This window comes from Nostoc sp., assembly GCF_036916575.1.
Lineage (GTDB): Bacteria > Cyanobacteriota > Cyanobacteriia > Cyanobacteriales > Nostocaceae > Nostoc.
In genome coordinates this window covers 1-23868 of record NZ_JBALGC010000153.1, presented here as the reverse complement: position 1 = coordinate 23868, position 23868 = coordinate 1, and the positions used below count along the sequence as shown (strand labels likewise).

21 protein-coding genes are annotated in these 23868 nt (G+C 42.5%); 6 read left to right on the top strand and 15 right to left on the bottom strand.

The features are described from left to right. Positions 1 to 25 precede the first annotated feature (25 nt). Both V7L29_RS34500 and V7L29_RS34495 read right to left on the bottom strand, forming a co-directional pair. Complete coding sequence (locus V7L29_RS34500; RefSeq protein WP_334738308.1) at positions 26 to 943, bottom strand: DUF1822 family protein; 918 nt, start codon at positions 941 to 943, stop codon at positions 26 to 28. 50 nt (positions 944 to 993) lie between these two features. Then, on the bottom strand, positions 994 to 1647 hold the full coding sequence (locus V7L29_RS34495; RefSeq protein ID WP_334689458.1) for a sigma-70 family RNA polymerase sigma factor: 654 nt from the start codon (positions 1645 to 1647) through the stop codon (positions 994 to 996). A gap of 579 nt (positions 1648 to 2226) precedes the next feature. Here V7L29_RS34495 and V7L29_RS34490 point away from each other — a divergent pair. Then, positions 2227 to 2352 carry a hypothetical protein gene (locus V7L29_RS34490; protein ID WP_334738307.1) on the top strand — a complete coding sequence of 42 codons (126 nt, stop codon included), beginning with the start codon at positions 2227 to 2229 and terminating at the stop codon, positions 2350 to 2352. A gap of 62 nt (positions 2353 to 2414) precedes the next feature. Here V7L29_RS34490 and V7L29_RS34485 read toward each other — a convergent pair whose 3' ends face one another. The 4 genes from V7L29_RS34485 to V7L29_RS34470 form a co-directional block, all read right to left on the bottom strand. After that, positions 2415 to 4967: a TonB-dependent siderophore receptor gene (locus V7L29_RS34485; RefSeq protein WP_334738306.1), complete on the bottom strand. Its 2553-nt coding sequence runs from the start codon at positions 4965 to 4967 to the stop codon at positions 2415 to 2417. 136 nt (positions 4968 to 5103) lie between these two features. Next, a complete protein-coding gene (locus tag V7L29_RS34480; RefSeq protein WP_334738305.1) occupies positions 5104 to 5910 on the bottom strand; it encodes a helix-turn-helix transcriptional regulator in 807 nt (268 codons plus the stop codon). 15 nt (positions 5911 to 5925) lie between these two features. Continuing rightward, positions 5926 to 6090, bottom strand: a complete 165-nt coding sequence (locus tag V7L29_RS34475; protein WP_334738304.1) for a hypothetical protein — start codon at positions 6088 to 6090, stop codon at positions 5926 to 5928. A gap of 21 nt (positions 6091 to 6111) precedes the next feature. Beyond that, a complete protein-coding gene (locus tag V7L29_RS34470) occupies positions 6112 to 6234 on the bottom strand; it encodes a hypothetical protein (protein WP_334738303.1) in 123 nt (40 codons plus the stop codon). A gap of 767 nt (positions 6235 to 7001) precedes the next feature. On the opposite strand from V7L29_RS34470, the gene V7L29_RS34465 reads away from it, so the two are divergent. The 4 genes from V7L29_RS34465 (at position 7002) to V7L29_RS34450 (ending at position 10807) form a co-directional block, all read left to right on the top strand. Next, a complete protein-coding gene (locus tag V7L29_RS34465; protein ID WP_334694063.1) occupies positions 7002 to 7454 on the top strand; it encodes a phosphate-starvation-inducible PsiE family protein in 453 nt (150 codons plus the stop codon). Between the two features lie 255 nt (positions 7455 to 7709). Further along, a complete protein-coding gene (locus V7L29_RS34460) occupies positions 7710 to 8162 on the top strand; it encodes a nitrate reductase associated protein (protein ID WP_334738302.1) in 453 nt (150 codons plus the stop codon). Positions 8163 to 8370: 208 nt separating this feature from the next. Further along, complete coding sequence (locus V7L29_RS34455) at positions 8371 to 8973, top strand: DJ-1/PfpI family protein (RefSeq protein WP_334738301.1); 603 nt, start codon at positions 8371 to 8373, stop codon at positions 8971 to 8973. 451 nt (positions 8974 to 9424) lie between these two features. Beyond that, positions 9425 to 10807 carry a PrsW family glutamic-type intramembrane protease gene (locus V7L29_RS34450; RefSeq protein WP_334689104.1) on the top strand — a complete coding sequence of 461 codons (1383 nt, stop codon included), beginning with the start codon at positions 9425 to 9427 and terminating at the stop codon, positions 10805 to 10807. Between the two features lie 407 nt (positions 10808 to 11214). Here V7L29_RS34450 and V7L29_RS34445 read toward each other — a convergent pair whose 3' ends face one another. The 4 genes from V7L29_RS34445 to V7L29_RS34430 form a co-directional block, all read right to left on the bottom strand. Continuing rightward, positions 11215 to 11862: a hypothetical protein gene (locus V7L29_RS34445; protein WP_334738300.1), complete on the bottom strand. Its 648-nt coding sequence runs from the start codon at positions 11860 to 11862 to the stop codon at positions 11215 to 11217. Between the two features lie 147 nt (positions 11863 to 12009). Beyond that, entirely contained in the window at positions 12010 to 13584 is a 1575-nt protein-coding gene (locus tag V7L29_RS34440) for a CHAT domain-containing protein (RefSeq protein WP_334738299.1), read from the bottom strand. A 147-nt stretch (positions 13585 to 13731) separates the two neighbouring features. Next, positions 13732 to 16011 carry a protein phosphatase 2C domain-containing protein gene (locus V7L29_RS34435; RefSeq protein WP_334738298.1) on the bottom strand — a complete coding sequence of 760 codons (2280 nt, stop codon included), beginning with the start codon at positions 16009 to 16011 and terminating at the stop codon, positions 13732 to 13734. A gap of 616 nt (positions 16012 to 16627) precedes the next feature. Beyond that, positions 16628 to 16987 carry an NAD(P)H-quinone oxidoreductase subunit M gene (locus V7L29_RS34430; RefSeq protein ID WP_334689100.1) on the bottom strand — a complete coding sequence of 120 codons (360 nt, stop codon included), beginning with the start codon at positions 16985 to 16987 and terminating at the stop codon, positions 16628 to 16630. A gap of 888 nt (positions 16988 to 17875) precedes the next feature. Here V7L29_RS34430 and V7L29_RS34425 point away from each other — a divergent pair. Beyond that, positions 17876 to 18160 (top strand): Npun_R1517 family heterocyst differentiation transcriptional regulator, encoded by a 285-nt coding sequence (locus V7L29_RS34425; protein WP_100900764.1) that lies wholly within the window; start codon positions 17876 to 17878, stop codon positions 18158 to 18160. A gap of 541 nt (positions 18161 to 18701) precedes the next feature. On the opposite strand, the gene V7L29_RS34420 is transcribed toward V7L29_RS34425, so the two are convergent. The 5 genes from V7L29_RS34420 to V7L29_RS34400 all read right to left on the bottom strand — a co-directional run bounded on the left by V7L29_RS34420 (position 18702) and on the right by V7L29_RS34400 (position 23062). After that, complete coding sequence (locus V7L29_RS34420; RefSeq protein ID WP_334689099.1) at positions 18702 to 19397, bottom strand: response regulator transcription factor; 696 nt, start codon at positions 19395 to 19397, stop codon at positions 18702 to 18704. Between the two features lie 581 nt (positions 19398 to 19978). Then, positions 19979 to 20239, bottom strand: coding sequence for a WD40 repeat domain-containing protein (locus tag V7L29_RS34415; protein WP_334689098.1), 261 nt, complete (start codon positions 20237 to 20239; stop codon positions 19979 to 19981). Positions 20240 to 20262: 23 nt separating this feature from the next. Continuing rightward, complete coding sequence (locus tag V7L29_RS34410; protein ID WP_334689105.1) at positions 20263 to 20445, bottom strand: NB-ARC domain-containing protein; 183 nt, start codon at positions 20443 to 20445, stop codon at positions 20263 to 20265. Positions 20446 to 20454: 9 nt separating this feature from the next. Then, positions 20455 to 20790: a hypothetical protein gene (locus V7L29_RS34405; protein ID WP_334689097.1), complete on the bottom strand. Its 336-nt coding sequence runs from the start codon at positions 20788 to 20790 to the stop codon at positions 20455 to 20457. Between the two features lie 289 nt (positions 20791 to 21079). Next, positions 21080 to 23062, bottom strand: a complete 1983-nt coding sequence (locus tag V7L29_RS34400) for a sensor domain-containing protein (RefSeq protein WP_334689096.1) — start codon at positions 23060 to 23062, stop codon at positions 21080 to 21082. Positions 23063 to 23868: the final 806 nt, after the last annotated feature.

Below are 23868 nucleotides of genomic sequence, written 5' to 3'. Positions count from 1 at the left end.
GTTAGCAATTGACAAGTATATGTGCTTAAACAACAAACTTCTCAGTAATATTAGTATCTCCCAACTCTAAGTTAACGCTAAAACGCTCTCCTTTTTGAACATTAAACTCTAGTGTTACATGAGTACTGCCACTTATAACATGAGCTTCCATAACAGTAACGCCTTTTTGATCTAGCACTTTGACGATGAGATTGTTGGGTAAGTAGGCTTGCTCACCTGATGGATGCACTTGCAATTTCAGTTGGATTTCTACCGAATTTTTTGGTGTTAGTGTAACAACTAGTGCCAGCGATTGTCCAGGGAGTTGTATACCCATGTCAATCAGCTTACCCCGCGTTACTCCGTTACTATAGCGAAAAGCAAATTGTGGTGTTTTTGGTGCTAAAATTTCTGATATCGGCTGCCAACCTGCCTCAAAAATATTTTCCAACCAATAGCTCAACTTGACTTCCTTCGGGTTACTTTCGAGTGAATCAAGATAGGCAAGTAAGTTCTCAATAGTCTGTAACTCGTTAAAAAAAAGTTCACCAGCTTTTATTGTTTTAGCAAAACCCACTAGAGTTGCTTGCTGATGCTCTATGTCTAGCTCAACTACAACTACGCCGATTCTGTCATCCAGTACTTCTGGTGGAATATAACAGACACTATCAGACCTGACGGGGCGACATTCTAAGTGACCCAATCCACTCAACTTTAGGTCTGCCACATCTGCATAATAGCGCATGGCTGAATTCCAACTATCGCTAGCCTTTGGGTCTGTGGGAATGTTCATCATTTCCATGTAATCATTTACCGCACATACAGCCAACGTATTAAGATAAACCTGCTTTTTCTTTTCTAATGTCAACTGTTCATCGGCAAACTTGTGTGCTATTCTTAGGGCTGCTTGGGTAATAGCCACCGGAATGGATTTTTCTTCTAGGTTCTTGGTGCTATGAATCATAAGTTGTCCTTCCACTTTATAGATAGTCCTCTATTTTAGATATCTCTGCCTCAATCCAAAATTTCGTGATATCCTTGCTTGAGAGCAAAATTTCTCAAGCGGGGTAAGCATTCACGTTTATAGAAGTTGGGTGCAGTTGATAGAGGTAAGTTGAATTTCTTAGCGATGTCTTTCCAGGAGGTTTCTGGAGGCAGGCGTCGCAGGATCAAGATTTGGCAAGTTACGTCAGGACGTCCTTTAACATAAGTGCTGGCTAAATCCTTGTCTGGATCTGTAAAGGCCCATTGGTAAGTTTCTTCCAAAATTGGTGGAATTTCGGCAGCAGCTGGCAAGCTTTCGATTGTTTTAGTTATTTCCTCAATTCCTAGCATCGAGATAGGAACAGTCCTGGCTTGATTTTCTGCTGACCACGAACGGAAATCTTGTAGTCGCCATTTAAGACAATTATCTAGCCAAGTGATAACACTACAACTTTGGGGGTTATATTGCTCTGGGTTTCGGCAGAAATATAACCAAGTTTGTTGCAGAGCATCATTATAGTAAGCTGTGTTCTCCTTCCATAGTTTGCCCGATTTCGTCACAACTCTAACTATCTCACTAAGTTTTTGCCGCCGCATTAAACTCCTTGCTGGATGCGAACAGGCTTCGGCAACAAGCTGCTGGAGTTGTTGGTTTAGATTACTTACCGTGTGGACGTTTGTCATAGAGGCGCTCCTAGTGAAATACTTTCAGAAGTAGTCTAGAGATCCCTCTGACTGTTTAAAGTTCCAATAAACAAATCCATAACTTGATGTTTAATGCTTGGATCAGTAGAGCTTACTGTCTAGTTATCAAACTCAAGTTAAAGTTTTTCGCGGAAATTTATAAAAATTTTCTGACCACTAGGGATTTGCCATTATTATTACATAGACCTAATGTGCCTATAGGATACCTAATTTGGCTTTACATCAACTGTAAGTTAATTTTGGTTAAATATGAACTTTTGTAATGATCCTAAATTCCTGCGAAAATTTTAAGTTTTGAAATGACGCTCCAAGCAAGGAGTAGTTGCTGAGGAGATACCATTCCGTTCTAAGGGCGCACCCGCCTTTTCAACCTGAAGGGGAAGGCGTACACGGCACAGCAGAAGGATATCTCGATTTGCTAGTTGATAATAGGGGAAAGAGCTTTTTCATGTGCGCTAGTAAAATGGATGCAGTATTGCTAAATTAGAAGACTTTGATTTTCGCTCTCAGGTGTTTCCGGGGTTGTGGTTAGCGGTACCTGCCTTACTGTCAGAAGAAATGGCAACGGTGTTATCTGTGTTACAAGCAGGTTTAGCTGCCACTGAACATCAAGAATTTATACAAAAGTTGAATGAGAATCACAAATGGTCAAATATTTCACTATCCCACAAAACACTTTTGTAAGAGTTCTAGGGAATAGGGAACATTAAATAGGGAAAAGGTTGTGAATACTCATGCTATACCAATCAAAATGAATATGAAATCGTACCTTGTACAATAAAGGGTGCGCCTGGAATAACCTGACTTCTACCTTGTGACCCCTCAAAATAGCGAATATCCGAGAGGTTCTTGAAATTGAGTCCAATTCGGAAATTCTCTTTTTGGTAATACAGGGCTGCATCCAAGCGAGTATAACCAGGAACCACAAAGGAATTAGCTAAATCTCCTGCTCGCTCACCGACAAAAAATGCCCCAAACCCAACGCCTAATCCTTTCAAACTCCCTGTTTGCAGGGTGTACGTTGTCCATAGGCTGCCACTATTGCGTGGCACATTACTAAGCCGATTGCCGATCGCTAATATGTTGTCTTTGGTAACTTTTGCATCAGTGTTAGCGTAGGATGCAATCACCTTCCAACCCGAAAGAATTTCACCTGCAATATCAAACTCAACACCTCGACTGCGCTGTTCACCGACTTGAAGCGAATAGCCAGGATTATCTAGATCGTCGATCAGGACATTTTTCAGCGTCGTATTGTAGTACGCTAGTGTTGAAGATAACCGACCATTGAGCAACTCTGTTTTGACTCCAACTTCATAGCCTGTGCCACGTTGGGGATCAAAGGGTTGATTGCTGATACTTCTACCGCTGTTAGGGGTAAAAGACTGGCTGTAGCTGGTGTAAAGTGACACTTCCTGAATCGGTTGATATACAATGCCTACACGTGGGGTAAATGCATCTGCGTTGTCGGGCGGATTTGCAACATCGTTGGTAGTCGATTCATAGTGATAGGTATCAAATCTTCCACCGACCAGCAGTTTGAGGTTATCCAGCAAGGTAATTTGATCTTGCAGATAGATACCAAAAGTCTCGGTGACATCATTACCAGTTCTCAAGGGATCAAACTCACCAAAAGTAAAGTTGTAGTTGGGGTTAAAAACATCAATGAATCCAGCCGAGCGATCTCTGGCAGAGAAGAAGCTCTTCTGTCGTGTGAGTTCTAAGCCCAGCAATACCGTATGCTGAATTGATCCCGTTTTGACTTTGGCAGTCAGGTCATTTTGCCAGGAGTAGGTTTCATAGTATTGATCGCCAATAGAATTGCCCAGTTCAAAGGTGCGATCGTCTTCTGTATCACCAAAGATTTGTAGAGTGGCACCAGGGCCACTTTCGGTACTTGCGGTATAGCGAAACAAAGACCGGAGTGAGAGATTGGGATTAAAGCGATGGTCGAGGTAAAGGGCTGCTAGGGTTTGGGTGAATTTTTCCTGCCTGGTCGGGTCGCCCAGATAGCGACCGATTGGAATATTAGGAACTTTATTGTCACTCAATACCACCAGTCCCCGATCAATCGGTCGTGCGTCCCGCAGATAAGATACATCTAGGTTTAAGCTCGTATTTTTGCCTAACTGATAGGTAAAAGATGGCGCAAAGAAGAATCGCTCAGTCTGCACGCGATCGCGAAAACTGCCTGCGTCCTCGTAGGCAATATTCAAGCGATACGCTAATGTTTTCTCGTCGTTGAGTGGACCGGCAAAGTCTAAAGTTGGACGGTAAAAACTATAGCTTCCGGCTGTAAAATTTAATTCGTAGAAAGGATCAAATAGCGGTTTCTTGGTAACCCGATTGATGATTCCCGATGGATCTACCCGTCCATACAGAATGGATGCAGGCCCCTTCAAGATTTCGATGCGATCGATGTTTGCACTCTCCTCTTGAGTTCGCGAGAAGCTTTCATCACGAAATCCATTCAAAAAGGTCCCAGCACCAAAGCCTCGAACAGTAAAACCCTCTGCACGATTGCCAGATGAACTAGCATAAGTAACACCACTGACATTACGCACTGCTTCTCTGACGCTGATTGCACCTTGATCGCGGATTACCTCTTGGGGAATCACCTGAATTGAAGCGGGAATGTCCCGGAGGGGTGTATCTGTTTTGGTGGCAGTTGACGCGTCTGGCGCATTATATCCTGTATCCTGCTCACCCGTAACTACCAATTCAATCGGCTGATCGTCCTGGGCTGTTGGTTGCTCTGGCTGGGTTTGTTGTGACCTTGGTGCAGGCGGGGTGGGATTTTGCGCTCTAGATGCAGCACTTGCAACTGAGAAGATCAAACCCTCGTCTGGACTGTCAGATAACTCAACTGTTGGTACACTCCCTTCACCGATAACTGTCACCCGAATAGTATTGGCATCAAAGTTAGTGACTGTTATTTCAGTAATACCTGCAATTGGTTTAGTAGAGCGGAATGTAAAGGCTTCACGCGACGGTAAACGCAGTTGAGCATTAGGAATATCAGCAACAAAGCTATTACCAGCACTGCGATTTATGACTTGCAACTGTTGCCCCTTAGTCGTTTGTAAAATTATCTCCACGCCTTGATTCGTGGGATTGGCTTTTACTCCGGTCACCTGTACTACCGTTACACTAGAGTCTTGAGCTAGCAGTGCAGCACTTCTAAGAGGATGAATAACATCCTGAAGGCGAGAAATTTCTGAATCTGCTTGAGCAGGTCGCATCGTCAGAATTGAGATTACACCCACTACGAAAAGAATATAAGATTTTTTTTGATTCATTGCTCCACACACCACGATCGCAGATTTCCAAAACAGTTGCAAGTAAATTTTGATAACTTTTAGGTAGAATAGGGCATTTTCTGATTTCAGGTGATCTCTACACGGTCATTTGCGATCACTTGCCGGACTATTTTCGTCACTGTGCTTGATAATCGCTGGGATTTATACCAAACTTTTTGCGAAATGCCGCAGCAAAGTAACCTCTATTAGCAAATCCCACAGCGTAGGACACCTGAGCTATATTCATCCGTCCTTCCATGAGCAATTGACAAGCTTTTTCTAAACGATAATCATGCAGATATCCAAACACTGTAGTACCGAAAATTTGACGAAATCCTTGCTTGAGTTTGCGATCGTTTAACTCCACTTGTTTTGCTAATTCAATTAATGAGGGTGGATTGGTAATATCTTGAAGCAAAATATCTCTGGCTTGATAGATGCGCTCAACATCGTTTCTCTTCAAATTAACCAATTGGTGGGAGGGTGTACGATCATTAAATAGTTGAGCAAATTGTAAGGTGATCAATTCCAGTGTCTTAGCTTCTAAATAAGTACGTCGCATGATTCCTTGAAACGGACAGTGAAGCAGTTGGTGTAACGCTAATTGCATTGCCGGGGTCATTTTGCCAAGTGATTGATGAAATGAAGGCGGTGTATCAGTTTCCAAAAATGGTTTGAGTTTGCTGGGTAAATATGCTTCCTGACCCACACTCAATAATCTCAGCAGATGCGGTTCCAAACGGACTCTAACATTGACATTTTGTCCTACCATCAATTTTTCAATCTCTCTGACTTCTCCTAAGCTGTAGAATAAATAGCTTTCTCCAGGTTGTTCGCAAATATCTTCAATTTCCTCTTTGAGTACCCCTGCGCTACGAAAAACCAAAGTCACGTAGGTATCACCATCCACAAAATCCCAACCAACAGTCTCTGGTAACTCCAAATTAGCAATGTCTGCTCACAGTCCCAGACAAAGTGGAGTGTTACTAATTTGACCTTTTATGAGTGGATGCTGCCAAATCTCAACGCTTTCAATCTCATCACAATGGTAGGCAATCTTTCCAGTTTGTAAGCTTTCTTCGTAAATTTCAGTCCACTGGGCACTTGTATAAACTTCTGCCATTTTAGTTAATTAAGCTTATTCTCAAGAATATTGAGAAATTATCTCATGCTTTTTATGGCTGGTTGATGATGTAATACCAATTGCTAATTCGTAATCACTCTCGTGACGTTCGCGGACTCGCTCTAAGCGTAAAGCCTGCGGCATAGCTTCGCTTAGGGTGCAGCCTAAGAAGAGAAGCTATGCCGTTGGCCGTATCCCTACTAGACGACCAAGCTAGCAAGAGCGTGTCGCAGACAAGCCTCTGGTTCGCTGTTTTCATCTTTGTTCGCGCAGCGTCTTTGATATGAGAAGCAGAAGAGAAGGCTTTACGCTTCTCTATGAGACGTACGCTAATATAATTCGTTATTAAGAAACTCAGATGTCATCTAGGTTTCTAGGTTTGGATTCGTTGCTTGTTTGATTTGAAGATTTGGTATAATAGTACACCTAGGTATCGCCACAAAGACGCACAGAAAGGAAAGGGGTTCGCTGTGGGCAGACAATGCCGAAGCTAATGCCCTCACCCATCCAGAATCTTACCCTGATTCGCTGCAACCAGAATTAAAAGCCTGTGCTGTGCAGCTGATACCAATCTCTGTGGAAGTTACAGTCAAAGATTATCAACTCCAGTCCTCACAATGGTAAGCTCCTAAGTGTACCGCTCAAGAGATAATTTCTAACCAGCAATAGGTAATTTTGTCAATAATCAATAGTCAATAGTTATTATCATTTTTTATGACTGTCTAATTTTGGCTGTTACCAATTACTATATCTAAAGAGGTTAAATCTCTCGTAAGAAGAGGTTTTACTAGCGTCGATTTTAGCTATGGATAAAGAATAAAAAACTTACAAAGCTTTGGTAACTCCTCTTTTTTTAATCCTCTAGATTTATCTATGGGATTTTCTTTTGTTTGAGAATCGGGTGCAGCATTATGAGAAAGCTACTAAGGCAAATTTTAGTAATTACCAAAGATGAGAACTTCATGCACATTATCGAAAACATAGAAGTGCTAGTTTCTAAAGCTCTATCTATTTTTATGGTAATGGTGATTTTGGTAGCGATCGGAGATTTAGGAATATTTATTTTTAAAGAGTTATTTACAGCGCCTTTTGCAAAGTTTAACACAACATTGTATAAAATTTTTGGGCTATTTTTGAATATTTTAATTGCTTTAGAAATCTTAGAGAATATCACAGCTTATTTACGAAAACACGTTTTTCAAGTTGAATTAGTTATTGTCACATCTTTAATTGCTGTTGCCAGAAAAATTATTATTCTTGACTTAGATAAAGTCTCAGGTATTGATATAATTGGTTTAGGAATTGCTATTCTCGCCCTCTCAATTAGTTATCTGATAATTCGTCTAAGTAATTACAAAAATTAATATTAAAAATAAAGACGTAATCAGATGTTTTCAGGCATAAATGTAGTTAAATATAGGTTAAAATAAAATTCTTGCCAAGATAATATAGTATACTTGATACTTAAAATTAGCCTAAACTGTATTTTGGACAAATGATTAATGTGCGATCACTAGATAAGTCTTGTTTTTAATTCATAATTTATGTAACTGAGATATAAAAATTATCGATGATTAAAAACCCTTAATTTTGAATGCTCGAATTTTGAATACTTACTTATGGCAGATTTCTTTGAATTTGAAGCGGACTTTGTTGATTCCCTGCGTTGCATCCCCATGCAGGTGCGTTGCAAATTAGATACTTGTGGCATCAAGCTAAAATTGTCTGATTGGAATCAAATGACTACAGCCGAGCGTCAAGCTTTAGTCGAATTACCTTGCACTACAGAAACGGAAATTCAGTCTTACCGCGAGCATATCCAACAATTAATTTTACAACGCACGGGTATACCAGCTACACAATTGCCCATCGAGCCTCATCCTGCATGGCTAGACTCTGCCACTGTGCCAACTAGCATCCAGGAAAAAGCTCAAGAAATAGGTGTAACCTTGAAACAACAACATTGGGCGGTTTTAACGCCCTTACAGCGTTTTGCCTTGATTAAACTCAGCCACCCAGGACATGAAAATAAAAACTTTCCCAAAGCGATCGCAGAATTTCATCTGCTTTAATTAGTCAATAGTCATTAACAGAACAAATCTGTAAGATGGATTACATTTTATTAACTTGCCGCCCTTAAATGATACATTACGGCACACTTAATACTGTACGTATTATATATTACTATATAGACTAATGCCTAACGTAGCTGACTTTAAATTAATATTTACTTTATAAACAACTATTAACTATTGACTAATAGGTGAGGGTAACAAAAATATGGCTGCAAAGAAACTTTTGATGCTTGTTGGGGACTATGTAGAAGACTATGAAGTAATGGTTCCTTTCCAGGCGTTGCAAATGGTGGGACACATTGTCCATGCAGTTTGCCCAGACAAAAAAGCTGGCGACAAGGTGCGGACAGCAGTTCACGACTTTGAAGGAGATCAGACTTACAGCGAAAAACCCGGTCACAATTTTACTTTAAATGCTACGTTTACAGAAGTAGAAGCCGCAACCTATGATGCGTTAGTCATTCCCGGAGGACGGGCACCAGAATATATCCGTCTGAATCAGCAGGTGCTAGAAATCACCCGTCACTTTGCCCAAAGGAATAAACCTATTGCTGCCATCTGCCACGGCTTGCAGTTATTGGCTGCTGCTGATGTACTGCAAGGTAAGAGATGTACTGGTTACCCTGCTTGTAGCCCAGATGTTAAGAGTGCTGGAGGGATTTATGTCGATATCCCTGTTGATCAGGCAATAGTTGATGGTAACTTGGTGACAGCACCAGCTTGGCCTGCTCACCCCCATTGGCTGGCAGAATTCCTCACAGTACTGGGAACTAAGATTGAACACCCAGAACTGACTACAGTTGTGTGAGGCAAGATACGAGAAATCTTTTGGTTTAATCTTCGGGGCAGTTTCTTTCACTACTCCCTACTCCCTGCCCCGAAGGGGCTTAGTCAATTATCACTGGTAAAAACAACAGACGGCAGAAAATCATATAGTTTTTTGATGAAACTATATGCAGTAAAAACTACTATTTTTTGATAAATTGGCGTGGGTTTAATTTGTAGCTAGGATGTCAAGAGTACACCACCAATACAATCTGATTTATCCGCCTAACAAGCCAGGTTCAGTCTGAACTCTTTGCAGATGGAATACTTATTTACATTAGGTGAAACAATTTGAAATTTTGCATCTGAAATTTTAAATTTCTTAGCAGTAAGTGAAGCTATAGTGGATTTAGCAATGCTGCTGTTAATGTGGCTAAGGTTAGTCCTGCTGCCAAATTATCTGAAGAATTAGTTTAGAAACGCACTCTAACTCGATGACAGGCAAAAACGCAAGACATAATGCATTTCTGCGGCTAGTGTCTGGTAATGGGGCAGCTTTTGGATCAGAATCTCGCTACTCACTGCCCCCCAGTAAAGAGATGGTAATTGGACGCGACCCTAGCTGCCAAGTTGTCTTGGATGCCATGATGTACCGAATGGTATCTCGTCGTCATGCGGTGATTCGTCCCCTTTCTCTATCTCCAGATAGCAAATTCAGCTGGGTGCTTTGTGATTTGAATAGTGCTAATGGCACTTATTTGAATGGACAACGCTTGTATGAATGTCAGGAATTGCACCCAGGCGATCGCATTTCTCTAGGTGCTGATGGCCCACAATACGTTTTTGAGTACGAGTTTACCTCACTCACCCCGGCCACGACAGTTAACCAAGTTACACCATTACCTTCGGCGACAAACTACCACAACCACACGCAATTAAAGCAGCCAGATTCTGTTAGCTTCACCCAGCTTTTTCCGATTATTTCCACTGGTAAAGATTTAACTCGTAAAGCTTACCTTGTACCGGGAATACTGACTGTAATCTTTGTAGTGTTAATGTTTGCTACAGTTGGTCAGCCCCGAGCTAATCAAGTGATCGTCGCAACTTACATCGCCTTCGCTGCCTACTATTTTGTTTACCAACTTTGCGGTAAACAGAAGCCTTGGTGGGTGCTAATGGCTGCAACATTGGGGACGATGCTGATTTTGCTCAGTCCGGTGTTGAATTTATTTATCTACGTGTTTCGCGGCATCTTGCCTGGAAACTTGCCCTCACCCCAAGAATCGATCACCTTCACAGAGTTGCTGGTGCGGATGTTTTTTGGCGCTGGCTTGATGGAGGAATTACTCAAGGCATTGCCTGTACTAGGGGCCTTTGCCATCGGTAGAATATTGTCTTCACCTTGGCGGGAACGCATCGGGGTCTGGGAACCTCTAGATGGTATTCTCCTGGGAACAGCTTCTGCTGTGGGCTTCACTCTCTTGGAAACTCTCGGACAATATGTGCCAGATATTACTCAAAATGTCACGCAACAGGTGGGTACAGGTGCTGCTGGTCAACTGGCGGGTTTACAACTGCTAATTCCGCGAATTTTAGGCTCTGTAGCCGGACACATGGCTTATAGTGGCTACCTGGGTTATTTCATCGGGTTGGCTGTTCTCAAACCCAGTAGAAGTTGGCAAATTCTCTCTATTGGTTATCTTAGTGCCGCTGCGCTCCATGCTTTGTGGAATGCTACAGGATCAATCAATGCCTTGCTGTTGGTAGTTGTTGGGGTGTTATCTTACGCCTTTTTGATGGCGGCAATTCTCAAGGCACGGGCACTGTCACCGACGCGATCGCAAAATTTTGCTACCCGATTTCTCGGTCCAAAATAAGAGATGGGGCAGAGGGAATAAACAGAAGTGATCGCGGCGGCTACCCTACGGGTTCTTTGTACCCTTTCCTTTCTCTTAAAGCTTGCTACGCGTAGCGTATCGTAGAGAAGAAGTACCGCTATAGACCTTTGCGGCTTGCCGCAGGCATCTAAACTTCAGTAGCAACAGGGGAGTAGGGAAAGAAGAAGAGATAAAAGAACTTTTGACTCTTAACTTTTGAATATTTATATCTTGGGATAGATGGTCTGATCTGAGAATTAGTTTATCGTATTGTTACTTTAGGCACATTTTTCTAAAAGACTAAGAATTAGTAAATGCTTAAAATTGCAGCACAAACATTATCAGCAGATAAATCTGCCTGCCCTCCCCCGGAAATTTATGTAGAAAAGAGAGATAGTTGACTCAAGTTATGGTTCAGACTGAGACTTGTTGAGTTGATTGAAAGCATAGGAAGCGATTGCTAAACTAACCTTTGCTTTCTCTACTTCTGATAAAGCTGTCCACTCGCTATTTTTAAGATTACTGAGCGTAGATGCTGCGTTCTGTGATTCGCTACTTCGCATAGCGTAAGCAAAAGGACGAGCCAAAACTAAAAGATCCTCTGTTCCCCAAGTTGGTAGTACTGTCTGAACGCACTCAACTAGATGCTCACCCATTAATTGGTGAGAAGCAAATATTTCAGCGGCTTTGGTGGCAATGGTGTTGAGCAATACTTGGGGGACATAGGCAAAAAAAGTAGTACGTAATGTTTCTTGAAGATTATGCACTACTGCCTCTTGGGGATTGAGATTATAGTTTGATCCAACGGAGATATTAGACCAAAGTGTGTCTAAATGACTGTAAAAATCTTGCGATCGCGTCGTTAGTTCTTCTTCGAGTAAATCTTGCATTCCGAACTGTTGTTCTAGTTCCTGAAAATAAGCTTCTGATTGCTCATCACCTGGATTCCAGGGATAGGTAGCATCGTCTGGTTGCAGTAAGGCTTCTAAAAACTCTAAATCTACTTGAGATGGCAAAGAGGAGAAAGTGTCTGAGCCGTTAATTTTGTCAGCCATTTTTTATTGCCTCATGATTCTTTGGTAGTATTGACAGCTACAATTCCTAAGAAGAGATTTCCGCAAAAATAGTTGATATTTTATCCAATAAAAACAGATTTTAAAAGCTGATGCTAAAAACTCAAATCCATTCGTGCAATAGCTCTGCTAGGAATCTTCAATAAGAAACTCCCAGGTTTCACCTCTAGCACTTCCAAACTTTAACTGCATTCCCGATTTTAAAGGGACTTCCTCTCGGAGGATTTGTTGCCAGCCTTTAGGGCCTAAAAACCAGGTTGTCCCGTAGGTGGAAAAATCTTGCAAGTAATAAGTTCGCACCAGTGTAGCATCAGTAAGAGTATTGCGGCAGAAGATTTCGGCGTGGCGTTTAGAAACAGATGGTTCAAGGATGACAATATCATTGTCGCTCGTGCGGCCGATGCGAGTGACCCCATAACGCAACAACCAGGTTTTACCATTTGGGGTGAGCGATCGCAAAGAAGCAGTCGGAAGCGAGGAACCGACATCAGGAATAGCTGTGTCTGGTAGTTCTGTAATACCTTCATCCAGGTTCTTAATAAGTTCGCCATTAAAATCTGGATGCAGGTAAAGAACAGGCAAAGTCCAAGCTGGTTGATTAAATTTATACACTGTTAACAACTCTTGCCTAGCCTGGGCTACGGCTTCATCAATTGGCATGTGCGATCGCAAAGCTTCGGTAAAGGCTTGAATAAAACTGTGGCTTTCGTGGTCAGCGATTTCATCGCGCATCCCCAAAACCGCAGGCACACCATTACGAATCAGTACTTCTGCTAAACTACTGGCAGGTACAGCTTGATGATTCATAGCAGCTGGTTGTGCGCCCCAACAGGCGTTGAAAACCGCTAGTTTCACACCTGTACGGGTCAATACTTGCGCCAATTCTATTCCATTGAGGGGCATATCTGGTTGCAAAAACAGTAACCCCCCGTCTGGATCTGGCAAACCATGTCCAGCGTAAAACAAAACATTGTATGCTCTGGTTTCTAATTCTTCAATTAACTCCTGTGGAGTTGGTTGTAAAAGTTGATTTACTATACAAGGTGCATATTTTTGGGAATTACCAGGCGTATTTGCAAGAGTTTGCTGTAAGATAGCAGCTTCTTGTTCCAGTTGCAGCTTTTCATCATGACCTAAAACCAGCAGGATACTTAAAGCCTGGTCAGTTCGCAAATACGGTAAGGCGTCAACTTCACTGCTGGTGCGACTAAATAGCAAATCTGGGGAGAGAGACATAGCCGATTGACCAGGCTCACGCTGCATAATTTCCCAAGGCAGAGCGATCAAATCTGGGTCGCGAATTTCCAGTCGAAAGCGCAAACGTGTATGCTGACCCATAGCAATACCGCGACTGCGTTCTAGACTACCGAGAATTTGTCCGTCGAATACCCAGCGCCATAAATTCATTCCCAAGTATTGCATCAGACGACTGCTATAAGGGCCAGTGGTTTGACCTGAAGAGCGTGAAATCCAATCTAGGGGGAGTGGGTTGGGCTTTTGAGATGTTGAGTTTGAGGAAATATCTAGGCGACTATGACCAGCAAACATCTGCTGCCATTCTTGCCAGACTTGGGTGAGTTCAACAGGCCACACACAGTCACGTAAAACATAGCCACTGGGATAGGGAGCTTTGACCACCCAAATGGCGAAGTTGTTAGTGCCAGTGTTTAAAAGACGGGCGAGCGCCAAATTCAGGGATGGCATGGATTCATTAAATTAAAAGCTAAAACAAATAATTTCAAATAACAATTCTTTAAGGTGAAAATTTTCTACTTTTTGAGCTTGTAAATTTTTTACTCTGGTTGTTACCTGTTATTATTCCAGGTTTTTACAAGTTTATCGAGTATTTGATTAAGTTGGACTGGTGTCAGGTGGTTGAATAACTGACGGTTGCGTGACAGTTCTACATGGATTGGGTGCGTCTGGTTGTAAAACAGACACGCCAAAACGGTTCAGTTGGGACAAGTCCAGCAATACTGTTTTCTCTGTTTGCGGTAAAGGTTTTGAATTTGGTGGAACTGAGGAAGTTACTACTGGGTTATTAGTATTAACTGGAGTTTGTGTGCTTTTATTAACACAGACTCGCATATACACCGAAAAATCACCAGAAGCAGGTTTGGGATTTGATCTTTTTTCAATAACTTCTAAAAAAGTCCCACGGGGAAGCGATTGATTATTTCCCAAAGAGATTTGATTGTTGGTTTTAATTACCCAACCAGGAGAAACGTTAGCAAGCGATCGCGGTATGGGTGTCGCTTCGATGCTAATGTTTGGAGTTGATATCGGATTGGAAAAAATTGGAAATGGTCCTGATTGCGATCGCAGTTGCTTCACGAAGAATCCTAAAGAACCTGCTGCTACCACAAATATTAACGCAACTATCCATTGTAGCGGGAAAATAGGAGTTTTGACCGACTCTTTGTCGGGAATGACTTGAGTTTTGTGATTTGAGCTACCTAAAAGTGTCGCATCTGTGGCTCTGGACGCGAAATCAACAGTTTTAGCAGAATAACTCTCTGCAATTACGGCTTTGATCGTGATTTCTGGTTCCCAGTATTGAACTTGATAGTGGACTAAAGCGACGGTGACATTATCGTGTCCATTCTTAACATTAGCGATTTCGACTAATCTATCTGCAACGTTTGCTATATTTGCTTCCCTAACTAGAATCGGCAAGATTTCTGTTTCCCAGTACTCCTCCACCCGATCAAAATCACTCAAACCATCGGATGTGAGCAGAAAAACAGCATCTTCATCGAGCATAAACCGTCCCGATGTGGGATGCAATGAAGTGCTGGGCCCCATGCCTAAAGCCTGGACGAGAGAACCAGCAGCACTCTGTTGCACAGCCTCGCGGTAAATGGCATAACCTAGCCGCACTTCGCGGGAGGCGACATCATCGTCGAGGGTAACTTGATAACAGCCGTGACGTGTAATCCAGTAGGCACGACTATCGCCAACGTGGGTAATGTACATTTCGTGTGCAACAGGCAATGCCATGACTAAAGTTGTGCCCATGCGTTGACGCCCTTGGCGATTTTCACCGTCATTGCGCTGACTAATTTTGTCATTGGCAATTGCCACTGCCTTTTCTAGGTCATTAAGCAGCAGTGAGGGGTCTATGTGGTCGTAGGGAACTTTTGTTAGTTGCTGTACCTGCTGCTGGATCGTTTCAATGGCTAAATTTGAGGCGACATTACCGCCCTCGTGTCCACCGATGCCATCACAGACAATTGCTAAGGCTGTTGGCTGGGGTGGTTTGCTCACTAGAGTTCCACTGGGGGGGCTACAGGCATCTTCGTTACGTTGGCGACTTGGTCCAGTGTCGGTTTTGGTGATAATTTTGATCGTGGGTGTTTGTGATCGCCCTAACCCAGCCAGTCCCCGATCTAAAACTCCGATCAATTGATCGGTTGAATTAATCTCTCCCTGAATTAAGCAAAGGCTAACGCGATCAACAAATTCAGCTATGGCTGGTTTGGCATCACTGACCAACTGCTGCCAAAATTCACCTAATTGGGGCAATTCTGGTGATGTTGCGGCGTCGAAACGCAAGTCCAACAAACGTACTAATGACCCTTCTACTCGTAATACATAGGAGTCAAGCAAGCTAGAGGCGACACCTTCACTCGCAAGAGGTTGCCACAGATGAGCTATTTGCCATAACCAATTGAGTTGGCGCATCGATGTAGCATCACGCCAAGCGGTGGTTAACTCGCTGCCCAAATGCACTTGTTGAATTGTGTGATCTACTAATAGTGGCGGTTTTTCTAAGAGTAATATTTCTCGATGGGAGGAACCCTCAGCTAGAAAAAGCACTCCATATACCTGCGGTACGTGTAAGCGGTAGGGAATGAGTCTCAGGTAAGCTTTTAGAGGCTGGAAATTATCTAACTCAGGCGTTAGCGCTAATAAACCAGGCTTCGTATCTAAAAGAACAAATTTATCAAGGACTAAATAGCGATCAGCTAATATTTGTCCAGGGCTACCCACACTCGGGCCATCTACCACAGCCCAGAGGTAATTTTTGGGTAGGGGCGTGGAACATCGCTGGCAAAACTTGTGGTTCAGGGGGTTGGCAGCCTGACAATTTTCATTTGGACAGTAGAGCGTTGCCGCATCATTTTCCATAGTTTTCGCACCGATCAGCGATTGGCAATTTCTTTAATAGCATTAGTAGGGATAATCTAGACCGCTCATCTTTCTTAAACTTGACATACCCAGACTTTAGATGATGATTTTAGCTGGCGGATATCAGCAGGTGCTAATACTTACTTATCCAAAGAATACGCTCTTAAGTCAACCCTACAGCCTCATCATAGCTTCTATTGCCCTGTGACTCTCCATCGCCAAAGCAACTAACTCCAACCCTGTTACCAAAGCATAACCCAAGCATAACTGCGCTATTTACTTTTGCTGAATTACCCCATCATCAAGAGGCAGGTAATGTTGATATTTATTTAGTTTATAAGTAAGATAGCAACAATTAACTTTAATTAAGAATTAAAATTACTAAAAATATTTTTGGCGACAGTACCTGACGAATGAAGTGGCTTTAAAAATCTCTTTAGCACTGTTTCGCTAATCTCGTTTCCAGGTTCTAAGAAGGAAATGCTCTTTGGGGAGATGGCAAAGCCTCACAGAGGGCATTCCCAGCCTCTGGCTGGGAACGAGGTACTTGGTACTAATGACAATAGCTGGAAGTTGACACAGAAGGGTTCAGCCAGAACGCTACTAACTCATTCGCTTATTGTTTGTCGTCAATTGCAACTTGGGGAACTCCCATGCTGTAGTTGGTAACACGGGCAGAGAGATTGTAACTGATTTCGCCAAGTTGCAGGAGCGATCGCAGATAATGCTCTAAGTCTGACCCTACACGGCGTAAGTTATAGTCTGTCAGGTCTGCGCCACTAGATGCTTCTACTAGTTCATCAAATTTTCGGTAAACCTTTTGCAGCGCATCTTCATTCCAGTTAAATTCGTTGTCTGGGTCAACATCTAACGTTAAAACCTGTTCACTGGGAACCAGGTCACCATCTTGGTCAATTTCCCCTGCAAAAATGCGGACATGCCGGGTTGTGGACTTGAGCAGCATCGGGTTATCCATAAAAAGGTGTAAGATTTGGGTGGATTACACTGAAATTATTGTAGACGTTATCTCTGAGCTTGAATGCTCTCAATTTACAAGCTTTGAACGTAGTTTCAAAAGGTATATTAAATGGGCATAAGTAAAAATATCAGTTGTACTGATTAACTTATTACTTCTGTTAGGAGTTGAAGACGGATCTGGTTGCTAGTACTGACAGTAGTCCAATTATTTTTCTGTAAAAATTACTGGGTAGAATGTTTTGATTTGGGGCATATAAACAAGTTTAAGCGGTGTGTTCATCTTACCTACTGCTAAGATTTTTGTACTCAATCAAGCCCAAAAGACGGTAGGGTAAGGCACTCGGCAGGAATAATTTGATCTGTGTACATTTTTTTCTGGAGAACAAAAGTTTTTTCCTTAATAACTATACTCAGAAATTTATTCTGAATTTGCTGCTGAAAAAAACGTACATCTAGTAATTTTACTGAATAACGCTACATCGACCTCTGGCTTTAATAAACTCAAAAAAATTAAGGGGTTTTACTTACGTATAAACACCAAAATTAAAGTAACAACTCAAACTGTTATTGACGTTAACATAAAGCTGATGTAAAAAGTTTTAAAAAGGTCGAACAACTTCTTACAGAAACTTTATTGTGTAGAATCTTAAAAACTGAATAATAGTTATGGCTTACCATAAGTACATCTGGCACAGTCACATCAAAATTTAGACAGTGAAAATCTAGCTTTAAAATAAAGCACAGGAGAGTGAAATGGAATACAAAGGTGATTGATGAAGAAAAATTCTTAATTCAAGCATTTTGGATTCAAAAAAGATATAAAGAATTTTGCTGGACATCTACCTCCTTACCCTCATGACCACCAAGTAAAGGAATCTCAATAGCTATGAACTCCAAAGCATTACCACGCCAGATAAATAATCTCGAAGTAGGTGTTTATGAGTGCGAAATACATCTCAAATTCCGGTTGATTGAGGAAAAGAGTCTATTGGGCGATCGCGAACAACTGTTACAGGTGCTACTTGATGCCTTGACCGAGGGTTCTGACGACTTTCTAGAGACGCTGCAAGCGTCCGTCAAAGCGCAGGAAGTGTCCGAGTTCAAAGCCTCACCTCAAATGCGACGCCAGCTAATGCGTTTGCGTAATGCTGCTGAGAATCCACAAAGTTAAAGGTGTAATTTGAATAGTGGCAAAACGTGAATTGGGCATCAAATCAAATGTTGCTCCCATACCCTCGTTGCAATAGAAACTAAGCAGTAAGTAAAATTCATAGAATACTGTGATTTCTACTTTGTGAAAGTTTTATTTAGCAACACAAAGTCCCAGGAACAGTTTCCTCAATGGAAAACTTTGTAGCAAAGGGTACTGGTAAAGGCTGAGAGCAAATTCAGCTGGGTGCATTTTACCGAGTTTTTATCAAAACATTCAGGAATAATAAAACCCTGTGTCTTTACAGATGGGGAATTGGACAACAGGCGCAAATCAAATGAAAACCTAAAAGACCAAAGTAAAAATAAATAACCTTTCTTTTAGCTTTTTGCTTTAGCTCAGTGCCTGATTTGCTGAAATACTTATAGTTTTATCTATTACTGGTAATAGGTCATGGTTTAGCAGCCAGTTACCTGTTACCAATTACCCAGGAGCAAGGAAAGCAGGGGGAGCAGGGGGAGCAGGGGAAGATGGAGAATAACCAATGCCCAATGCCCCATTTCTATTTAGCAAGACCGTGTTCTAGAGCAAAACGAACTAACTCTGTACGGCTATTGGTGCCAGTTTTACTAAACAAACGGCTGACATACTTTTCTACATTGCGGACACTGGTTTCCAAACGTCGGGCGATTTCTTTGTTCATCAACCCTTCAGCGACCAAGTTCAAAACACTTTGTTCTCTGGGAGTCAAATCAATTTTGAAAGGGGCTGGCGATTGAGAAATGGCATTTCTTTGAGTTAACAATGCCTTAATTTGGGCAATTTGATTGGCTAGTTCAGCAATATCAGGGGTTTCAACCTCATCTCCCGTACTTGAAGCCTTAGCGGCGCGGCGGGCTAGCAAATTTTCGACTATAGCCACTAACTCGTCTGGATCGAAGGGTTTGGGTAGATAGGCATCAACACCAGCATGATAGCCTTGGATGCGATCGCCTGTCATACCTTTAGCAGTTAAAAATACTACTGGGAGCGCTTGAAAGCGGGGATCTTCACGCAGTTGCTTGAGAAACTGATAGCCATCCACCTGAGGCATCATGACATCGGAAATCACTAAATCAGGTGTATTCAGCTGCATCCATTCCCAACCTTCAAGGGCGTTACTGGCGACTTGAACGTTGAAACCGCTCTCTTGCAAATAGTCCTTCACGGCTTCCCGTATCCCTGGTTCATCATCTACCAGTAACAATTGTGCTGACATTTAAAATTTCCTTGAGTTTATCTTTTTCCAATTTAGCGAAAGTTGACAGTCATTGATCAGGAGTTAAGAACGGAGCCGGAGACGCTCCGCCTCCGGTTAGGAGTTAGGAACAAAGCCAAAGACGCTCCTCCTCCGGTTAGGGGTTAGGAGTTAAGAGTTAGTAGAGATTTATCGCCAGGTAAAAGAGAAGGAAGTGCTACTGTCACCAAATCAGTTATTTGAGTAGAAAGCGATACCATGTTTTTCTTAGATTTACAAGGGGTTATCTCATAAATTAATCTCGGACTCAACTTCAACCACACCTAGCACCCTTAACGAAGCTTTCTGTGCATCGGTTATACCAATTCCCTAAAATAATGAAACAAATGTAAACCCTCAAAGCCTTGCTGCATCTAAGTTATTGAATTGCGTTAGCGCAGCGTAAAGCCTTCTCTTCTCTTTCAGAGACGCTAACGCCAACGAGAGGCTTGTCTGCGACACGCTCCGCGAATGCCAACGGTATAGCTTCTCTTCTCTTTCAGAGACGAAGACAGCGAACGAGAGGCTGCGCCCTAAGCGAAGCTATGCCGCAGGCTTTACGCTTAGAGCGAGTCCGCGTCCCTTGCGCGTCTCGTAGAGAGCGTCATTGCGAATTGCGAATTGTGAATTGGTATTAACCCTCTTACTCTGGCAATATTCATTCCTTTGTAAGGTCGTGAAGCTTGAAACGTTTTGTAGCATACGCCAGTTCTGACATTCCACAGTTTAATCGTTTCGTCGTGGCTTGCACTTGCAAGCATTTCACCATCAGGACTAAACAGTATGTCCTGACAAGATTTGGAGACATGTACCTGCTTCAACATCCTACAATCGCACCTGAGAGTCACTACTGCCGCCAAAAAATATATTCAAACGCATCTTGGTTATGTTCTGCAACCTTAACTGCAAGCACAGTTTTACCAATACCACCCATTGCTAGTAAAGTTATCAGACGAGCGCGATCGCCTACAATCCATTGGCTCAAGGTTTCTAATTCAGTGCTACGTCCATAGAAGCGGGAAAGATTGATCGCCTCTCCTCAATCGAGGTAAGGCGTGAAGGGCTGGAGGTTTGATGTTAGGGATGTGTTTGCGCTATTGTACTGGTGTGCGGTTCGCTTTAAGACTCTGTGCAGATTATTCTTGCTAACTTTTTCATCTAAAGCTTGAGAGAGCGATCGCCATAGTTGCGAACCAACGTCTTTGATGTGACTGGGGTCATATGTGACTTCTCGCGTCATTTCTGGGTAAGTTTTCCCTTCCCAGGCGTAGCGAAATACAATCTCTTGCACTCTCGTTAAGCGTCCTGATTCCAATAATTGCTCAACTAGAGCGTAGGCGTAGCCCGCCGCAGGCATCGCTTCTTCAACCGTCATTTATTTCCGCAGTAATACAGGTTAACTACAATATTCCCACTGTAAGCTTTATGTTTTCTTAAAGTTTACGTAAATCTACTAAGAAGATTCGACATTTCCACAGCTTTGGTTTTGCTCTCAAGTACTCAGCATAGAAAAAGCAGTAAAAACCAATAGTCAAATTTGAAGGTGCGGAATGTGGAATCTAAACAAAAGTTCGCTCTTAGAGAAGCTAGGAATTTAGCGGTGAGTTCAATCTCCCATACTCATTTCCTGCCCAGTCCCTTAGAAGTGCCTATTTAAAGCACCCTTACCACCGAGGATTTGCCATAATTAATGCCTCTGCTGCTGAACTATTTAATGGAACGGAGAAAAAATTTCCCTGGCCATATTCACAGTTCAACTTTCTTAGAAGTGCTAGTTGCTCTTTTGTCTCTACTCCTTCGCCTAGGACATCTACATCCAGCTTGTGTGCCAATGTAACAATTATCTCAATAATTTCTAAATTCTTACTATTAGTGCCCATCGGGCTGATGAAAGAACGGTCAATTTTCAACACACTAATCGGAAAGTGATAAAGACGACCTAATGAGGAATAGCCTGTACCAAAGTCATCAATTGATAACTCAATGCCCATCTTTTGAAGTTGTAAGAGTGCAGCAGTTCCCTGATCGCCATTCTCCACAATTGCGCTTTCAGTAATCTCTAACACTAGAGTGCCACCATCAAGACCAGTTGAGTGCAAAATTTGCCTAATCTGCTCAATCAAATCCGGGTGGGAAAATTGCTTGAGGGAGAGATTGACACTGATTTTCTCTAGGAAGTTGGAATGATGACATACCCGCCAAGCTTGCATCTGGCGACAGGCTTCATGCAACACCCAGTTGCCAATGGAGAAAATTAGTCCAGTTTCCTCTGCCAGAGGAATAAAATCTGCTGGATTAAGTAGACCACGCTCTGGATGCTGCCAGCGCAACAAAGCTTCAAAACCTAAAATAGAGCCACTAGTGAGCGAAACAATCGGTTGGTAATAAACCTGAAATTCTTGCCGTTCAATTGCTCGGCGCAAATCCGTCTCTAACTGCACTCTCGCCAAAGCATTAGCATACATATCTGAGTTGAATAGCTCATAATGCGCTCTGCCTAGCACCTTGGCTCGGTACATTGCTGTATCAGCATCCCTCAAAAGGTCTTCTGGGTTTTCATAGTCTACTATCGAAGTCAACGCGATGCCAATACTTGCCGTTATGAACACTTCTTGTCCGTCAAGCTCAAAGGGTAACGCCAGTTCCTGTTGAATCCGTTCAGCTACTGTGATGGCGTCTGATACATCTTGAATTCCCTCAAGCAAAATTGTAAATTCGTCTCCCCCAAGCCGTGCAGCTGTATCTATGGAGCGTATACATCGTTCTAGCCTACTTGCAGTAGCAAGCAGTAATTGGTCTCCACTTAAGTGTCCAAAACTGTCATTGATCAGCTTAAATCGGTCCAGGTCGATAAACATTACAGCTAATAGATAATTTGAATACCGTTTTGAATAATTAAGCGCACGTCTTAGGCGGTTCATAAATTCAGTACGGTTTGGCAGACCCGTCAGTGCATCGTGTAACGCAAGGTGCAGCAGTTGTGACTCGGCTCGTTTGCGCTCTGTAATTTCAGTCAGCAATTTCTGATTTGTTTTTACCAGTTCCTCTGTCCGTTCCGCCACCCGTATTTCTAACTGATCGTAAGCTCGGTGCAACATTTCTTCAGCTTGTTTGCGTTCACTGATATTGCACAGCAGCCAACGCCAGCCAAGTTCCTTCCCCTTAAGGTCGTATACCGCAGACCCTTTAAGACTAGCAGGAAAAGGCGTTCGTCTCCGTGGCTGTAGGTTAATTTCCCAGTTCAGTAGCTGCAAATTGTTCATTTGAAAATGAAAGGACTGGCGGTCTTTTTGAGCAATAAAGATAATGAATGGTTTACCTATTAGATACTTTTGGTTGACACCGAGCAAGATTGCTGCTGCATGGTTAGCCTCTTGGATTGTCCCTTCAATATCAGTTACCAAGTAACCATCTGGAGCGAACTCAAACAAATCTTGGTAACGCTGGCGCTCTTTCTCTACTGCCGCTCGTGTTATCTCTAACTCCTCGCAGGCTGTCAATAGTTCTTCCATTGTAATGTTGAGTTCCTCGAAAGCCTCTATGATGATCTCTTGTTGTGAGATTGGCTTAGTTGTATCGCATTCCAATAGTCCCTGTACCTGCGAGCGCAATTTGTCTATCTGTTGGCTAAATCCATCCACGTTCATGTTGCCCAACTCACAAAACTATGAAGCGTAGCTGTGAATAAAGAGAGCAGGAGAAGCAAACCCCATACCTTCCTCAATACTTCAGACCCGATTGAGCAGGCAAGGAGCGGGTTACTTGCAAGAGCGGACACCTTGTAAATAAATATGGCAAAACCTATTTTTTTAATTTACTACCTTATCTATCAATGATCAGGGGTAATCAAATTTGTGCACGCTCAAATTAACTCTTTGCGCTATTCAGTCCCATAAACTTATCACATTAACGACCAAGATGCTCCCATTACAGCAAGCCCTACCTAATAAAATTTTTACTTTATTAAATATAAGCTATAAAAGTCGAAACTTGAGCAGTAACAGCATATTTGCTTTACCTTTTTTTGAAAATACTTCTTAAGATACATTTACTTTTGTGAGTTAACGAAATATTAAGGGTTTCAGTTAATGCTTTTGGGGTGACAAGAGCCTTTGTTTTTTCTTACTTAGCTACTTGGTAGGATGGGATGTTATGGAATGTCATCCATAGAGGATTGTAGGTATCCCGGCAAATCCCTAGCACTTTAGTGCTTACTACAAACCTTCTTGCACTAGTACAGCGGGCGCGTAAATAGCGCAAAGTCGAGCCAGTCCATTGGTGGGGTTTCCCCACTTAAGGGAACTGGCGTTGAGCGGCGGTTCCCGCCGTTGGCGTAGCCCGCCGTAGGCATCAGTTAGCCTGACTTTTCCCGTTAAGTCTCTTTTGCAAGCTGCCAACCCTCACAGAGATCGTGTAATTTTAACCAACCTCGCCACAGTACTTGAATGCCAAT

Coding starts and splice junctions, on each gene's coding strand:
- V7L29_RS34500 (WP_334738308.1), bottom strand. CDS start 943: ATGATTCATAGCACCAAGAACCTAGAAGAAAAATCCATTCCGGTGGCT.
- V7L29_RS34440 (WP_334738299.1), bottom strand. CDS start 13,584: ATGCCATCCCTGAATTTGGCGCTCGCCCGTCTTTTAAACACTGGCACT.
- V7L29_RS34495 (WP_334689458.1), bottom strand. CDS start 1,647: ATGACAAACGTCCACACGGTAAGTAATCTAAACCAACAACTCCAGCAG.
- V7L29_RS34415 (WP_334689098.1), bottom strand. CDS start 20,239: ATGTTGAAGCAGGTACATGTCTCCAAATCTTGTCAGGACATACTGTTT.
- V7L29_RS34470 (WP_334738303.1), bottom strand. CDS start 6,234: ATGCCGCAGGCTTTACGCTTAGAGCGAGTCCGCGAACGTCACGAGAGT.
- V7L29_RS34450 (WP_334689104.1), top strand. CDS start 9,425: ATGACAGGCAAAAACGCAAGACATAATGCATTTCTGCGGCTAGTGTCT.
- V7L29_RS34405 (WP_334689097.1), bottom strand. CDS start 20,790: ATGACGGTTGAAGAAGCGATGCCTGCGGCGGGCTACGCCTACGCTCTA.
- V7L29_RS34455 (WP_334738301.1), top strand. CDS start 8,371: ATGGCTGCAAAGAAACTTTTGATGCTTGTTGGGGACTATGTAGAAGAC.
- V7L29_RS34490 (WP_334738307.1), top strand. CDS start 2,227: ATGGCAACGGTGTTATCTGTGTTACAAGCAGGTTTAGCTGCCACTGAA.
- V7L29_RS34475 (WP_334738304.1), bottom strand. CDS start 6,090: ATGGCAGAAGTTTATACAAGTGCCCAGTGGACTGAAATTTACGAAGAA.
- V7L29_RS34425 (WP_100900764.1), top strand. CDS start 17,876: ATGAACTCCAAAGCATTACCACGCCAGATAAATAATCTCGAAGTAGGT.
- V7L29_RS34400 (WP_334689096.1), bottom strand. CDS start 23,062: ATGAACGTGGATGGATTTAGCCAACAGATAGACAAATTGCGCTCGCAG.
- V7L29_RS34430 (WP_334689100.1), bottom strand. CDS start 16,987: ATGGATAACCCGATGCTGCTCAAGTCCACAACCCGGCATGTCCGCATT.
- V7L29_RS34420 (WP_334689099.1), bottom strand. CDS start 19,397: ATGTCAGCACAATTGTTACTGGTAGATGATGAACCAGGGATACGGGAA.
- V7L29_RS34465 (WP_334694063.1), top strand. CDS start 7,002: ATGAGAAAGCTACTAAGGCAAATTTTAGTAATTACCAAAGATGAGAAC.
- V7L29_RS34460 (WP_334738302.1), top strand. CDS start 7,710: ATGGCAGATTTCTTTGAATTTGAAGCGGACTTTGTTGATTCCCTGCGT.
- V7L29_RS34445 (WP_334738300.1), bottom strand. CDS start 11,862: ATGGCTGACAAAATTAACGGCTCAGACACTTTCTCCTCTTTGCCATCT.
- V7L29_RS34485 (WP_334738306.1), bottom strand. CDS start 4,967: ATGAATCAAAAAAAATCTTATATTCTTTTCGTAGTGGGTGTAATCTCA.
- V7L29_RS34435 (WP_334738298.1), bottom strand. CDS start 16,011: ATGGAAAATGATGCGGCAACGCTCTACTGTCCAAATGAAAATTGTCAG.